Source organism: Micromonospora sp. NPDC050686, from assembly GCF_040654475.1.
Classification (GTDB): domain Bacteria; phylum Actinomycetota; class Actinomycetes; order Mycobacteriales; family Micromonosporaceae; genus Micromonospora.
Window position 1 is genome coordinate 30,459 of record NZ_JBFAID010000001.1, and the last position, 14,721, is coordinate 45,179.

General features: G+C 74.1%; 13 protein-coding genes. 5 read left to right on the forward strand and 8 right to left on the reverse strand.

Annotation, left to right across the window (positions count from 1 at the left end; all coding sequences use genetic code 11):
* Nucleotides 1-70: 70 nt before the first annotated feature.
* A complete protein-coding gene (locus AB0H57_RS00160; RefSeq protein WP_357501266.1) occupies nucleotides 71-952 on the reverse strand; it encodes an endo alpha-1,4 polygalactosaminidase in 882 nt (293 codons plus the stop codon).
* 187 nt (nucleotides 953-1,139) lie between these two features.
* Nucleotides 1,140-2,516 carry a CAP domain-containing protein gene (locus AB0H57_RS00165; RefSeq protein ID WP_357501267.1) on the reverse strand — a complete coding sequence of 459 codons (1,377 nt, stop codon included), beginning with the start codon at nucleotides 2,514-2,516 and terminating at the stop codon, nucleotides 1,140-1,142.
* A 369-nt stretch (nucleotides 2,517-2,885) separates the two neighbouring features.
* Here AB0H57_RS00165 and AB0H57_RS00170 point away from each other — a divergent pair, with 369 nt between their 5' ends.
* From AB0H57_RS00170 to AB0H57_RS00180, 3 genes are all read left to right on the forward strand, one after another.
* Nucleotides 2,886-3,080 carry a hypothetical protein gene (locus AB0H57_RS00170; RefSeq protein WP_357501268.1) on the forward strand — a complete coding sequence of 65 codons (195 nt, stop codon included), beginning with the start codon at nucleotides 2,886-2,888 and terminating at the stop codon, nucleotides 3,078-3,080.
* Between the two features lie 375 nt (nucleotides 3,081-3,455).
* Nucleotides 3,456-7,064 (forward strand): chromosome segregation protein SMC, encoded by a 3,609-nt coding sequence (smc, locus tag AB0H57_RS00175; protein ID WP_357501269.1) that lies wholly within the window; start codon nucleotides 3,456-3,458, stop codon nucleotides 7,062-7,064.
* Nucleotides 7,064-7,684: an HAD-IA family hydrolase gene (locus AB0H57_RS00180; RefSeq protein ID WP_357501270.1), complete on the forward strand. Its 621-nt coding sequence runs from the start codon at nucleotides 7,064-7,066 to the stop codon at nucleotides 7,682-7,684. The genes smc and AB0H57_RS00180 overlap by 1 nt, the downstream gene beginning before the upstream one ends.
* 101 nt (nucleotides 7,685-7,785) lie before the next feature.
* Here AB0H57_RS00180 and AB0H57_RS00185 read toward each other — a convergent pair whose 3' ends face one another.
* Nucleotides 7,786-8,019, reverse strand: coding sequence for a hypothetical protein (locus tag AB0H57_RS00185; RefSeq protein WP_357501271.1), 234 nt, complete (start codon nucleotides 8,017-8,019; stop codon nucleotides 7,786-7,788).
* Between the two features lie 18 nt (nucleotides 8,020-8,037).
* On the opposite strand from AB0H57_RS00185, the gene AB0H57_RS00190 reads away from it, so the two are divergent.
* Complete coding sequence (locus AB0H57_RS00190; protein ID WP_357501272.1) at nucleotides 8,038-8,250, forward strand: helix-turn-helix domain-containing protein; 213 nt, start codon at nucleotides 8,038-8,040, stop codon at nucleotides 8,248-8,250.
* Here AB0H57_RS00190 and AB0H57_RS00195 read toward each other — a convergent pair.
* From AB0H57_RS00195 to AB0H57_RS00215, 5 genes are all read right to left on the reverse strand, one after another.
* On the reverse strand, nucleotides 8,237-8,767 hold the full coding sequence (locus tag AB0H57_RS00195) for a DinB family protein (protein WP_357501273.1): 531 nt from the start codon (nucleotides 8,765-8,767) through the stop codon (nucleotides 8,237-8,239). The genes AB0H57_RS00190 and AB0H57_RS00195 overlap by 14 nt on opposite strands.
* Nucleotides 8,768-8,869: 102 nt before the next feature.
* Complete coding sequence (locus AB0H57_RS00200; protein WP_357501274.1) at nucleotides 8,870-9,361, reverse strand: universal stress protein; 492 nt, start codon at nucleotides 9,359-9,361, stop codon at nucleotides 8,870-8,872.
* Nucleotides 9,362-9,365: 4 nt separating this feature from the next.
* A complete protein-coding gene (locus tag AB0H57_RS00205; RefSeq protein ID WP_357501275.1) occupies nucleotides 9,366-10,985 on the reverse strand; it encodes an MDR family MFS transporter in 1,620 nt (539 codons plus the stop codon).
* 219 nt (nucleotides 10,986-11,204) lie between these two features.
* Entirely contained in the window at nucleotides 11,205-11,648 is a 444-nt protein-coding gene (locus AB0H57_RS00210; RefSeq protein ID WP_357501276.1) for a MarR family transcriptional regulator, read from the reverse strand.
* A gap of 24 nt (nucleotides 11,649-11,672) precedes the next feature.
* The gene (locus AB0H57_RS00215; RefSeq protein WP_357501277.1) at nucleotides 11,673-13,385 is read right to left on the reverse strand and encodes an alkaline phosphatase D family protein; all 1,713 of its coding nucleotides are present in this window, start codon (nucleotides 13,383-13,385) and stop codon (nucleotides 11,673-11,675) included.
* A gap of 145 nt (nucleotides 13,386-13,530) precedes the next feature.
* Between AB0H57_RS00215 and ftsY the strand changes: the two genes are divergently transcribed.
* Entirely contained in the window at nucleotides 13,531-14,715 is a 1,185-nt protein-coding gene (gene ftsY / locus AB0H57_RS00220) for a signal recognition particle-docking protein FtsY (RefSeq protein WP_357501278.1), read from the forward strand.
* The last annotated feature ends 6 nt before the right edge of the window (nucleotides 14,716-14,721 follow it).

Here is a 14,721-nt window from a genome sequence, read left to right on the forward strand (position 1 = left end):
TGTTGACAGGGGCCCCCTCCTTACACCCTCCAACCTGAAACTCCCACCCCCCGGGGGGCGGCGTCGCCGCTCAGGTCGCCGGGCAGGGCTGTCGCCAGGCGTCCAGGGTCCGGTTCTTGCGGATCGAGGAGAAGCCGTACCCGACGCTGGTCACGCAGAACGTGGCGGTGGCGCCCGCGTACTCGACGTGGAACACCGGCTTGCCCGCGTCCACGAACGGCAGCAGCCGGGCGCACTGGCGCAGCCGGACGCACTCCTCGTTGACCGCGAAGTCGAAGTCGGGCGCCAGCGCGGCCACCTGCGCCACGTCGTTGACCAGCCCGGGGGAGAGATCGAGGGACCGGGCCAGCTCGGCGACCCGGCGGTTGAACACCAGCTGGTCGTCGAAGCCGAACGGAAAGCCCGGCCGGTGCGCGTACCCGTCGGCGTCGGTGATCGCGACCGCCCCGAAGCCCTTGCCCCGGCAGAGCCGGAACCGGTCGGCCAGCACCGGGCGCAGCACCTCCCACCGCCGCACGTCGACCCAGTGGCTACCGGTCCGCCGGGCGGGGGTGCCGCGCACCGCCGCCGGGTACCGGGTGGCGTCCGGGTCCTGTCGGGCGTACGACCCCACGGGCACCTGGCAGACCAGCCGCCGGCCCCGCTCGCGCAGCGCCGCCGTCTCGGTCGACGTGACGGTCACCGGGTCGAGCAGGAACACGTCCGCGTCGACGTCCGGGTCGACCGGCCCGCGCAGCTGCCACTGCCACTGCCAGTGCCGGGCGGCCTCGCTCGGCCACGGGGTCGGCGCGCCCGGTGGGACGTCCGGCGGCCGGCAGCCGTACAGCGGGCCGGTGACCAGCAGCACGACGGCGACGACGCCGATCCGCCGCGCCCGGCGCGGTGCCGGGGCGTGCCCGCCCGACGGTGTCGCCCTGGCCCGCGTCGTGGACGCTGGCGGCCGGATGCGCATCGGCGGCTCCCGGGTCGCGGGCGGCGCCGGGCCGCCCTGCCGGTGCGCCGCCGTAGCACCCGCGCCGCGCACCTCACCCGGTCAAACGAGCGCGGGCCGGCCGACGACTCGCCTCGGGCCGGGGTTCATGAGGACTGGCCGGCCTGCGGCGGCCCAGACGAGCCCGGCCGCCCTCATGGACCACGGTCTAGCGCGGCGTGCCGAAGTCCTGCGTCCAGTACGGCCCGTTGCTGCGCGCCACGCCGACGCCGATCTCGGTGAAGCCGCAGTTCAGGATGTTCGCCCGGTGGCCCGGGCTGTTCATCCAGGCGTCCATCACCGCCTCCGGGGACTGCTGGTTCCAGGCGACGTTCTCGCCGTACGCGCGCCAGGCGTAGCCGACCCGGTCCAGCCGGGCCCCGGCGTCGCTGCCGTCGCTGCCGTCGTGCGACATCTTCCTGTGGTCGGCCTGGTCCTGGCTGTGCGCCTGCGCGGCCTGGGTCAGCTTGCCGTCCACCGACAGCGCCTGGCAGCCGGCCTTGGCCCGCTCCTGGTTCACCAGGTCGACGACCTTCTGCAACTCGGCGGTGAGCCCGGAACTCGTCGTGGTGCCGGTCGAGGTGCGCGACGGGCTGGCGGTGGGCGCGCTGGTCTTCTTCTTCGGGCTGATGCGGTCGGCCGCGCCCCGCGACGCCGCGGTGGTCCGGTCCGGCGCGGGCGTCGCCGCCCGGCTCGGGGTCGGCGTGGGGGCCGGCCGGCTGGTGGTCGGCGCCGCGCTGGGCGCGGCCGACGTCGGTGCGGGGCTCGGCGTCTCGGCGTCCGCCGCCAGGGTGTCCGGCTCGGCCGGGGCGGTGGCCACCGGCACGTCGGCCGCAGTGCGCTCGGTGGACCGCTCGCCGTCCCCGCCGGGCAGGGCCAGCGCGGCCACGCCCAGGCTGACCACCAGGGTGGCCGCCGCGGCGGCGCCGCCGATCACCATCGGGCGGCGGAACCGGCCGCCCTGCCGGTGCCGGCCCTCGCCGCCGTCGGCCGCCGTGGACCGGCGGGGGCGGGACTCGGGTTCCGGCCAGTCCGGGCCGGCCGGCGCGGCGCCCACCCGGTACGGCTGGTCGACCGGGCCGAGAAACCGGGTGGGCGGACCGGGGTCGGCAGAGACCTGCTCGTCGCGCCAGGTCCCGGTGGGCTCGTCCCGCCACGGCTGGCCCGGCTGGTCCCGCCAGACGCCGGTGGGCTCGTCCCGCCACGACCCGGTGGAGTGCCCCCGCCACGGCTGGCCCGGCTCGTCCGGCCGGCTGCCGGTGGGCTCTTCGCGCCAGGCGCCGGTGGGCTCGCCGCCCCATCCCCGGGCCCGCTCGTCGCGCCACGATTCGGTCGGTTCGTCCCGTCCGACGCCGGCGGGGTGGTCGCGCCACGGCTCGGCCGGTCCGCCGCGCCGCGGCTCCTCGGCGGGCGTGCCCGGCTCGTCCCCGAACAGGTACGCCGACCGCGGCTCGGGGCGGTCGGTCAGCCAGGCGGGTTCTCCGGCCGGCGGTTGCGGGCGTCGGCGGGCTCCGTCGGGGTCGATCGGGTCGGTCCAGCCGTGCACGCTGTTCCTCCACGGGTTGGTTTCGGGGCGGCAGTGACGCTACGGGTGTGCGCTGAACTGCGGCAACGTGGCTAAGAAAGAGTTAAGGCGAATCAGCCTCGGCCGGTCACCGATCCGGCAATACCCGGCGTACAGTAAAGCTGTCCGGACAGAGCGTGTCCGAGCCTTGTGGCGGCCCCCCGGCGAGTGGACAGGTTGACGTGGAGATGATCTACGGCCTGCGTGAACTTGACGAAGGAGGGGGTTTCGCTCAATATATAGGTGTCGCCAGTCGCGCCCGGTCATGCCCACATTGCGTTGGGTGGGCAGTCGCGAACCAATGGGCGCGCGTTGGCCGGCCTTTCCGGCAGCGCATATCAAGGAGTCAGCATGGCGAAGGCCCTCTACGGCCACGTAGGTGCAGCGCCCGACCGGCGTCTGCTCGACGAGGTCACCCGGCTGCGTGCCAGGGTTCAGGCACTGGAGTTCGAGATCACGCGCCTGCGTGCCGACAATGATCGGCTGGCGGCGGCGGCGTCGGAGGCCGATGACCTCCTGCGACTGGCCGAGCCGGCGCTGACCTGATCTCCAGATGTCGGAAAACTGAATCGCCGCACCAAGAAATCGCGCGCCGACACTTTCGTGCCGGCGCGCAGCCATGTCCGGTCCCATTTCGTCCGGCAGACAATTGCTGATCTTGAGCCGGGCGCCCGCCGATCGCGGCGGATATCGGAGCCGCCGGGGCGTGATTCCGGCGACACTTTCGATGATCATTTCGACGTTTCCGGCCGCCCGGGGCGAGCCCGACGCCCCGCCGTTCCGCCGGCCTCCCCGCCTCGACTCCCGACGGGCCCGGGCGGGTCGCGTGCCAGGGCGGCGCGGGCGCCGGGTTAGTCTGCGGGGTGACCAGGTCCGCGCAGCCGGCGACGGTACGGCGGCCACCGGACAAGGATCGAGAAAGTGCATCTCAAGAGCCTGACGGTGAAGGGCTTCAAGTCCTTCGCCTCCGCGACGACGCTCAAGCTGGAGCCGGGGATCACCTGCGTGGTCGGCCCGAACGGCTCCGGCAAGTCCAACGTCGTGGACGCCATCGCCTGGGTGCTCGGTGAGCAGGGCGCCAAGGCCCTGCGCGGCGGCAAGATGGAGGACGTCATCTTCGCCGGCACCGCCGGGCGGGCGCCGCTGGGCCGGGCCGAGGTCACCCTCACCATCGACAACACCGACGGCGCGCTGCCGATCGAGTACACCGAGGTCTCCATCACCCGCCGGATGTTCCGCTCCGGCGAGAGCGAGTACGAGATCAACGGCGACTCCTGCCGCCTGCTGGACATCCAGGAGCTGTTGTCGGACTCCGGCATCGGCCGGGAGATGCACATCATCGTCGGCCAGGGCCGGCTCGACGGCATGCTGCACGCCAAGCCGGAGGACCGGCGGGCGTTCATCGAGGAGGCGGCCGGCGTCCTCAAGCACCGCAAGCGCAAGGAGAAGGCGCTGCGGAAGCTCGACGCGATGCAGACCAACCTCAACCGCCTGACCGACCTCACCGCCGAGCTGCGCCGCCAGCTCAAGCCGCTGGGCCGGCAGGCCGAGGTGGCCCGCCGCGCCGCCGCCATCCAGGCCAACCTGCGTGACGCCCGGCTGCGGCTGCTCGCCGACGACCTGCACACCCTGCGTACCACCCTGGACAAGGAGATCGCCGACGAGACCGCGGTGCGTGAGCGGCGTGAGCAGATCGAGGCCGAACACACCGAGGTGCAGGCCCGCCTCGGCGAGCTGGAGGGCGCGCTCGCCGAGGACGCGCCGCTGCTCGCCGCCGCGCAGGACACCTGGTACAGGCTCTCCGCGCTCCAGGAGCGGTTCCGCTCCATCGAGCAGCTGGCCCGCGAGCGGCTGCGGCACCTCAGCACCACCGGTGACGACGAGCGCCCCGGCCGCGACCCGGAACAGCTGGAGGCCGAGTCCCGGCGGGTCCGCGAGCAGGAGGAGGAGCTGCGCGCCGCGCTCACCGAGGATCAGATCCGCCTCGCCGAAGCGGTCGAGCACCGGCAGGAACTGGAGCGTCAGCTCGCCGCCGCCGAGCGGGAACTGGTCGCCGCCGCCAAGGCCATCGCCGACCGGCGGGAGGGGCTGGCCCGGCTCACCGGCCAGGTGAACTCGGCCCGGGCCCGGACCACCAGCGCCGGCGAGGAGATCGAGCGGCTCGCCGCCGCGCACACGGACGCCCTGGGCCGCGCCGAGCAGGCCCAGGCCGACCTGGACGTGGTCGCCGAGCAGTCCACCGAGGCCGACCGGGACAACGCCGACCTGGACGCCCGGCACGCCGAGGCGGTCGCCGCGCACGAGCAGGCGCAGGCGGCCGTCCGCTCGCTCGCCGACGCCGAGCGGGGCGCCGAGAAGGACGCGGCGACCTGGAAGGCCCGCGAGGAGGCACTCGCCCTGGGCCTGCGCCGCAAGGACGGCGCCGGCGCCCTGCTGACCCGGGCCGGCGAGGTGCCGGGGCTGCTCGGCAGCCTCGCCGGCCTGCTCACCGTCGCGCCGGGCCACGAGGCCGCGCTCGCCGCCGCGCTGGGCGGGCTGGCCGACGCGGTCGCGGTCACCGGGGTCGACGAGGCGGTCGAGGCGATGCGGCTGCTCAAGATCTCCGACGCCGGGCGGGCCGGCCTGCTGATCGGCAGCCCGGCCGGGCCCGGCATGGACGGCCCCGCGGACGCGTTGCGCCCGAAGCTGCCCGACGGCGCCCGCTGGGCGCCGGACCTGGTGGAGTGCTCGGCCGAGCTCCGGCCGGCCGTGCACCGGGCGCTGCGCGACGTGGTGCTGGTCGACGACCTCGCCGCCGCCGCCGAGCTGGCCGCCGGCAACCCCGAGCTGCGCGCGGTCACCCGCGAGGGCGACGTGCTCGGCGCGTACGCGGCGGCCGGCGGGTCGGCCAAGGCGCCCAGCTTCATCGAGGTGCAGGCCGCCGTCGAGGAGGCCCGGGCGAACCGGCTCACCGCCGAGCGCACCGGTGCCGAGCTGCGGGAGCAGCTCGTCGACGCGCGGGCCGAGGTGGCCGCCGCCAAGGAGGCCGTCCAGCACGCCGCCGCCGCCAAGCGGGAGGCGGAGAGCCACCGCAACGCCGCCGCCCGCCGGCTGGCCGAGCTGGGCGCGGCGGCCCGGTCCGCAAAGGCCGAGACCGACCGGCTCGGCGAGTCGCGGGCCCGCGCCGAGGCCGCCCGGGAACGCGACCTGCTGGCCCTGGCCGAGCTGGAGGAGCGGCTGCGGCTGGCCGAGGACACCCCGATCGACGCCGAACCGTCCACCGAGGAACGCGACCAGCTCGCCGCCATGGTGCCCCGGGCGCGGCAGAACGAGATGGAGGTCCGGCTCGCGGTGCGTACCGCGGAGGAGCGGGTCTCCTCGATCGCCGGCCGGGCCGACTCCCTGGCCCGCCAGGCCACCGCCGAACGGGCGGCCCGGGAGCGCGCCGCGGCCCGGCGGGCCGCGCGAGCGCGCGGCGCGGGCATCGCCCAGGCCGTGGCCGGCGGCGCCCGGGAGGCGCTGACCCGGCTCACCGTCTCCATCGCCCGCGCCGAGGAGCACCGCGACGCGGTGGCGCGGGAGCGCGCCGCGCGGGAGGCCGAGCTCTCCGAGGTACGCGGCGCGGCCAAGCGCCTCGGCGCGGAGCTGGAGCGGCTGACCAGCCAGGTGCACCGGGACGAGGTGGCCCGCGCCGAGCAGCGGCTGCGCATCGAGCAGTTGGAGGCGAAGGCCGCCGAGGACTTCGGCCTGGACGTGGAGACCCTGGTCGCCGAGTACGGCCCGCACCAGAGCGTCCCGCCCACCCAGGCCGACCTCGCGCTGGCCGAGCAGGAGGGCCGGCCCGCGCCCGAGCCGGTCCGGTACGAGCGGCCGGTGCAGGAGAAGCGGGCCGCCAAGGCGGAGCGGGAACTGGCCCTGCTCGGCAAGGTCAACCCGCTGGCGCTGGAGGAGTTCGCCGCGCTGGAGGAGCGCTTCAAGTTCCTCTCCGAGCAGCTGGAGGACCTGAAGGCCACCCGCCGGGACCTGCTCACCGTGGTCAAGGACGTGGACGACCGGATCCTGGAGGTCTTCGCCAGCGCCTTCGCCGACACCGCCCGCGAGTTCGAGCAGGTCTTCACGGTGCTCTTCCCCGGCGGCGAGGGGCGGCTGGTGCTCACCGACCCGGAGGACCTGCTCGCCACCGGCGTGGAGGTGGAGGCCCGGCCGCCGGGCAAGAAGATCAAGCGGCTGTCCCTGCTCTCCGGCGGTGAGCGGTCGCTGACCGCGGTGGCCATGCTGGTGGCGATCTTCCGGGCCCGGCCCAGCCCGTTCTACATCATGGACGAGGTCGAGGCGGCCCTCGACGACGTCAACCTGGGCCGGCTGATCACTTTGCTGGCACAGTTGCGGGAGAAGAGCCAGCTGATCGTCATCACCCACCAGAAGCGGACCATGGAGGTCGCCGACGCCCTGTACGGCGTCACCATGCGCAACGGCGTCACCCAGGTGATCAGCCAGCGGCTCAACCGGACCGACGACGGGCCGGCCGGCAACGACGAGGAGAACGAGTAGTGGCTCGGGAACGCGCGACGGCGCTCCTGGTGGACTTCGACGGCGTGCTGCGCCGCTGGGACCCGGCGGTCGCCGCCGGCGTGGAGGAGGAGTACGGCCTCACCGAGGGCGTGCTCGGCGAGATCGCCATGTCCTGGGGGCTGCTCCAGCCGGTGCTCACCGGCAAGGTCAGCCACGCCCAGTGGGTGCAGAGCGTGGCGGAGGCCCTGACGCCCTCGGTGGGTGACCCCGCCCGGGCCCGCGCCGCCGTCGACCAGTGGCAGCGCTACCGGGGCGAGGTCGACCCCGACGTGCTCGCCTTCGTCCGCGAGGTGCGCGCCGCGGGCGTCCGGGTCGGGCTGGGCACCAACGCCACCGACCTGCTCGACGCCGACCTGGCCGCGCTGGGCCTCACCGACGAGCTGGACGTGGTGGTCAACTCCTCGGTGCTCGGCGTACACAAGCCGGCCAAGGAATACTTCCAGGCCGCCTGCGAGGCGCTGGCCACCCCGCCCAAGCAGGTGCTCTTCGTCGACGACGAGGACCGCGCGGTCAGCGGCGCCCGGGTCGCCGGGCTGCCCGCGTACCGGTGGACCGGGGTGGGTGACCTGCGGTACCTGCGCGCGGCGCTGGCCTACTGAGCCGGACGGGCCCCGTGCCCCGTCCGGCCGATCCGGGCCCGCGTACCGGGCGGAGCCCCGCCCGGTACGGCGTCTGCCGGGCCGCCCCGGCCAGCCTCACGTCAGCGCAGGCCTGGGACCTCCGTGACGGTGAACGGTGCGGCAGGCCGGGCGGCGAAGAGCTGACTGTTCACCCAGAGCAGCCGGTTGCCGTCCCGGGCGACGGTCGTCGGTGACCGGCCGGTGCCGACCGGTTGCGACCGCCGGACCACCCGGGCGGTGCGCAGCTGCGGGTCGAGCAGGGCCAGGTCGACGGTGAACCGGTAGCCGCCCGCCCCGTCCGGGACGTTGACCACCCCGTACAGCCGGCGGCGGTGCTGGGCGCGGTGGTCGACGCGCCCAGCACCTCGCAGCTCGCCGAGGCTGTGGGCGTCTCCGTCGCCTCGGCCAGCCAGCACGCGGCCATCCTGCGGGCCGCCGGGCTGATCACCACGGATCGGGCCGGCCCGGCCGTGCGGCACGCGCTGACCCCGCTCGGAGAGCACCTGTTGCGGGAGGGCCGGCCGGTCGGCGTCAGTCCCCGGTGACCCCGTCGATCCGCTCCCGGATCAGGTCGGCGTGCCCGTTGTGCCGGGCGTACTCCTCGATCATGTGCACGTACACCCAGCGCAGGCTCATCTCGTCGCCCCGACCGTCACGGCGCGTTCGGGGGAAGACGTGCTCCACCGGCAGGTCCGCCACGGCCGCCTTGGCGGCAGCCACCTCGGCGGCGAAGGTGGCGAAGGTCTCCGCCGGATCGGCGCCGACGTAGTCGTTCAGGTCGGCGTCCGGGTCCTCGGCGTCGTCGTAGAGGCCGGGGACGTCCTGGCCGGCGGCGCGGATGCGGAACCACCAGCGCTCCACGTTGGCCATGTGCCGGACCAGGCCGAGCAGGGTCAGCCCGGACGGTTCGACGCTGGGGGTCTTCAACTGTTCGGCGGTCAGGCCGGCGCACTTGTGCAGCAGGGTGTCGCGGTGCCAGTCGAGCCAGCCCTCCAGCATGGGGCGCTCGTCGGCGGCGTACGGCTCGCTGGTCCGGGTGATCTCCGGTGCTTTCCAACTCATGCCGGCCATCGTCGCGTCCCGGCGGGCGTGACGCGAACGCTATTCGAGGTGTTAAGCGGGGGCCCCGTACAACGCCAGGCGTCAAGCGGGAGCCCCTCCTTTCTACGGCACCACGACGACGGGCCAGCGGCCGGTGCGGACCAGGCGGGTGGCGACCGAGCCGACCAGCCGGTGGCCGGCCTGCTCGGAGGAGCCGACCACCACCAGGTCCGCCCGGGACTCGTCGGCCGCCGCGCAGAGTTCGGCGTACGCGTCCCCGCGCCGGCACAGGAAGGTCACCGGCACGCCCAGCTCCTCGGCCCCGCGCCGGCACTCGGCGCGCAGGTCGGCGGCGAGTTCGTCGTGGGTCTGCTGCACCGCCCCGGCCACCACGCCGGACATCATCGCCGCGTACGGGGCCGGTGAGCTGACGAAGACCACCACCAGTCCGGCGCCCTGCCGGCGGGCCAGCCCGGCGGCGTAGGCGGCGGCCCGCAGCGAGGTCCGGCTGCCGTCCACACCGACCAGGACCACCCGGGGCCCGTCCGTGCCGCGTTCGAACGGCAGCCGCCGGGCCTCCGGGCCGTACTTCTCACGCTCGACGGAGGCGCTCACGGTGTCAGTCCCGGATGCCGGTCCGTACCACGGCGGCACCGCTGCCGGCCGCGACGGTCGACTCCTGCTCGACCTCGTCGGCGATCGGGTCGCTGTTGCGCAGCCGCAGCGGGACCTCCTTGATGAAGCTGACCGCGATCAGGGCGATCAGCCCGAACGGGGCGGCGGCCAGGAAGATGTCCCCGGCGCCGTGCCCGTACGCGCTCTCCACCACGGCCCGGATCGGGGCGGGCAGGGTGTGTACGTCGGGCAGGACCCCGCCGCTGCCGGAGCCGGACGCGTTGATGCCCAGGCCGGCCAGCCCCTCGGCGATGTAGTCCTTGACGTGGTGGCCGAGGATCGCGCCGAGCGCGCTGACGCCGATCGCGCCGCCGAGGCTGCGGAAGAAGGCGACCACCGAGCTGGCCGCGCCGAGCTCGTGCGGGCCGACCGTGTTCTGCACGGCGAGGACCAGGTTCTGCATGGTCATGCCGAGCCCGAGGCCGATCAGCGTCATGAAGATGCTGACCTGCCAGTACGGCGTGTCGGCGCGCAGCGTGCCCATGGTGGCGAAGCCGACGGTGAGCAGCGCGGAGCCGGCGACCAGGTAACGCTTCCAGCGGCCGGTGTTGGTGATGATCCGGCCGACGACGGTGGAGGAGACCAGCAGGCCGAGGATCATCGGCAGCGTCATCAGGCCGGACATGGTCGGGCTCTCGCCCCGGCTGATCTGGAAGTACTGGCCGAGGAAGACCGAGGCGCCGAACATGCCGACGCCGACCGCGACGCTGGCCACCACGGCGAGGGTGATGGTGCGGTTGCGGAACAGCCGCGGCGGGATCATCGGCTCGCTGGCCCGGTGCTCCACCCGGATGGCGAGCGCGCCGAGCAGCAGCGCGCCGGCCACCAGCACGGCGCTCTGCCAGGAGATCCAGTCGTACCTGTCGCCGGCCAGGGTGACCCAGATCAGCAGCAGCGAGACGGCCGCGGTGATCAGCGTGGCGCCCCACCAGTCGATCTTGGCCGGGCGCTTGACCACCGGCAGGTGCAGGGTCTTCTGGAGCACGACCAGGGCGAGGATGGCGAACGGCACCCCGACGTAGAAGCACCAGCGCCAGCCGAGCCAGGAGGTGTCGACGATCACGCCGCCGATCAGCGGGCCACCGATGGTGCCGACGGCCATCACCGCGCCGAGGTAGCCGCTGTAGCGGCCGCGCTCCCGGGGCGCGATCATCGTGGCCATGATCACCTGGGCCAGCGCGGTGAGCCCGCCGGCGCCGACGCCCTGCACCACCCGGCAGGCGATCAACTGGCCGGTGGACTGGGAGAGGCCGGCCAGCACCGAGCCCAGCACGAAGATCGTGAGGGACAGCTGGATGAGGGTCTTCTTGCTGGTCAGGTCGGAGAGCTTGCCCCAGATCGGGGTGGTCGCGGTGGTCGCCAGCAGCGTCGAGGTGACCACCCAGGTGTACGCGGACTGGCCGCCCTGCAGTTCGGTGATGATCCGGGGCAGCGCGTTCGAGACGACCGTGCCGGAGAGGATGGCGACGAACATGCCCAGCAACAGTCCGGAGAGCGCCTCCAGGATCTGCCGGTGGGACATGTCGACGGCGGTCGCCCGGGTGGGCGCTGTCGCCTGCGTCATCGTGGAGTGCCTCCGCGGGGAGTGGGGGAAAGATGCCTCAGGCAACCGTAGGCTTCTGTTGCCTGGAGCAACAACCCGACGTGGTGCAGATCTATTCCGCGCCCGAAGTGCGGCATGTCGCGGTGTCCGGTGGGTGGGGCGCCCCGACATGCGGTATGTCGCGGTCTGCGGCGGGCGGGACGGCCGGACTTGCGGTATGTCACGCTCGCCCCACGGCGCTCAGAGCGCGGAGGACTCGTTGAACTGGCGCAGCAGCCGCGCGAAGTCGTCGATGTCCTCCTGCGGCCAGCTCTCCAGCGTCCGCCGGATCTGCCCCAGCCGGGAGGTGCGCGCGGCGTCGAACCGCCGGGTGCCCTCCTCGGTCAGGCTCAGCTGGAAGGCCCGCCGGTCACCGGGATCGGGGTCGCGGCGGACCAGGCCGAGCAGCTCCAGCCGGTTGATCTGCCGGCTCAGCGTGCCCTTGCCGATGCCGAGCCGGGCGGCCAGGTCGGTGAGCCGGACCGAGCCGGCCCGGCGCAGCCAGAGCAGCAGCCCGTACGCGTTCGGTTCCAGGTTCGGATGGACCTCGCTGGCAATCTCCCAGGACAGCGCCCGGCCGCGGCGCAGCAGGGCGGTCAGCTCGTGCTCCACCGCACGCAGGGTCTCCGGCAGGTGCTCGTCCACGGCACCGAGGGTACGTGGCCTGGCTCACCCGTCCGGGGTCAGTTGCCGACGGGCCACCTCGCGCAGCCGCCCCTCGCTGGTCGTCCCCTCGATCAGCACCTCGGCCGTCCGGCCGCTGTGGGTCAGCGTGGACACCGCGTTGCCGAAGTACGGCCCCTCCAGCTTCTTCCACCGCACGTGGGGCCGGCGCACCCCGGCGGAGCGGGCCAGCGCCTGGGCGGCCGAGGCCGGCCCCGGGTTCCAGCCGAGCTTCATCAGCGGGCGCATCGCCGCCGGCACCTGGTTGTGGATCGGCGAGCAGGTCAACTGGTGCACCGGGGTGCGCACCGCCGGGTCGGCGAACCGGGCCCGGGCCACGTACGAGTGGTGCACGTCCCCGCCCAGCACGCTGATCGACGCGGGCGGCGGGTACGCCGGGCCGGCGCCGACCCGCGCCCCCGGCTCCCCGGGGCGGCCGCTGCCCAGCCGGGCGAAGAGTTCGCCGAGGGCGTCGAAGGAGCGGCGGAACGACGCCCAGTGCTCCAGGTCCAGGGCCCGCCGCAGCCGCTCCGCCAGCCCCGCCACCCACGGCCGGCGGGAGTCGGCCAGCTTCTCGTTCCACGACTCGACGTGGTGGATGCCCGGGGGCAGCAGCCAGGGCAGCGACGCGCCCACCACCAGGTGGTCGTAGACGCCGTGCGCCCGGTCCAGGAACCAGGACCACTCGCCCGGCGGCAGCATCGCCCGCGCGCCCGGTTCGAGCACCCGGCTGGAGCGGTTGTCCAGCATCACCAGCCGGGTCCGGCCCAGATCCAGCGAGTAGCTCCACTGGTACTGCACGGCCCGCCAGCGCTCGGTGTCGTGCGCCACGTCGGCCTCGGTGTCGACCCGCTGGCCGAACTCCTCCAGCACCGACGTCGCGTCCTCGGCGGCGACCACCTTGGCGTACAGCGGGTCGGTGGCGATCTCGTCCGGGGAGAGGTTGCCCAGGTGCTGGTAGACCCAGTAGGAGGCGAGCCCGCTGCGGATCCGCTCGGCCCACCAGGGCTGCTCGCGCATGTCGGCCCGCCACGACTTCGAGGTGTTCCAGTCGTCGATCACCTCGTGGTCGTCGAAGATCATCACGCTGGGCACGGTGGAGAGCAGCCAACGGATCTCCGGGTCGCGCCAGGACTCCAGGTAGAGCTTGGTGTACTCGTCGAAGCTGACCACCTGGGTCGCCGGGGCGTCCTTCGGCCGGCGCCGGCGTCGCCTGAGCAGCTTGCGCATGGTCGGCGAGGTTTCGTCGGCGTACACCTGGTCGCCGAGGAGCACCAGCAGGTCGGGCCGGCCCGCCGGGTCGCCCGCGGCGATCATCCGCCGGGCGAACGCGTCGAGCGCGTCCGGGGGCAGCTTGCGCGCGGTGGAGTGCTGGGTGGTCTCCCGGCAGGAGCCGAAGAGCAGCCGGACCGGCTGGTCCCGGTCGTCGGCGGCGCGGGTCCGGATCACGCTGGGCGGAAAGTCGGCGCCCGGCTCCGGCCAGGCCAGCTCGTCGTCGATCAGCACCTGGTAGCTGGTGGCGCTGTCCGGGGTGAGCCCCTCGACCACCACGATCGCGTAGTGGTGGTCGTACGCGGTGAAGGTCGGCGCGGAGCCGGTGGCGCCGTCGGCCGTGCGGACGGTGACCACCGCGGGCCCGCTGGTCTCCACCCAGACGGTCGCCCGCGTGTCCACCACCCGGCGCAGCAGGGGGCCGATGAGCAGGCGGGGACTGGGCACGACGCACCTCCGACGAAGATCGTTCAGGATCTCCTACCCGGCCGGCGGTTGCGGCACGCCTTCCGAACGCGAGCGTACCCGCAGGTTGTTCGCGTGCCGAGGCGGTGAGTGGGACGCCGGGGTCGGCATCTGACAGGATTTCGGCATGACGGAATACCTCCTCATCGCGCTCGCCCTGCTCGGCGTGCTGATCCTCGGTGCCATCGGGTTGGTGGTGCCCCGGTTGCGCCGGCGCCCGCAGCCGCCGCTGCCGGAGACGGAGGTCGACACCCGCGCCGAGGAGGACCTCGCCGGGCCGCCGGTCGAAGCGGCGGAATCCGACCTGTCCACCGGGGTCCTGGTCGCGCCGCCGCCGGTCGTCGAGGCCCCGGCGCCGACCGTCGAGGTCCCCGAGCCCACCGCCGGCCGGCTGGTCCGGCTGCGCTCCCGGCTGTCCCGCTCGCAGAACGTCTTCGGCAAGGGCCTGCTCGGCCTGCTCAGCCGCGACCACCTGGACGAGGACACCTGGGAGGAGATCGAGGACAGCCTGATCACCGCGGACGTCGGCATCGACGCCACCCGCGAGATCGTCGACCGGCTCCGCGACCGCACCCGGGTGCTGGGCACCCGGTCCGGCACCGAGCTGCGCGCGCTGCTCGCCGCGGAGCTGGTCAACGCGCTCGACCCCACGCTGGACCGGTCGCTGAACGCCGACCCGAAGGTGGGCATGCCGGGGGTGATCATGGTGGTCGGGGTGAACGGCGCCGGCAAGACCACCACCTGCGGCAAGATCGCCCGGGTGCTGATCGCCGACGGGCACTCCGTGCTGCTCGGCGCGGCCGACACCTTCCGCGCCGCCGCCGCCGACCAGCTGGAGACCTGGGGCGGCCGGGTGGGCGCCGAGACCGTCCGCGGCCCGGAGCAGGCCGACCCGGCCAGCGTCGCCTTCGACGCCGTCAAGCGCGGCATCGACAGCCAGGTCGACACCGTGCTGATCGACACCGCCGGCCGGCTGCAGAACAAGGTCGGCCTGATGGACGAGCTGGGCAAGGTCAAGCGGGTGGTGGAGAAGCACGGCCCGATCGACGAGACGCTGCTGGTGCTCGACGCCACCACCGGGCAGAACGGCCTGGAGCAGGCCCGGGTCTTCACCGAGGTGGTCAACGTGACCGGCGTGGTGCTGACCAAGCTCGACGGCACCGCCAAGGGCGGCATCGTGATCGCCGTACAGCGCAAGCTCGGCATCCCGGTCAAGCTGGTCGGCCTCGGCGAGGGACCGGACGACCTGGCCCCGTTCGAGCCGACCCAGTTCGTGGACGCGCTGCTCGGCACCGAAGCCGCCGGCGCGTGACCCTAG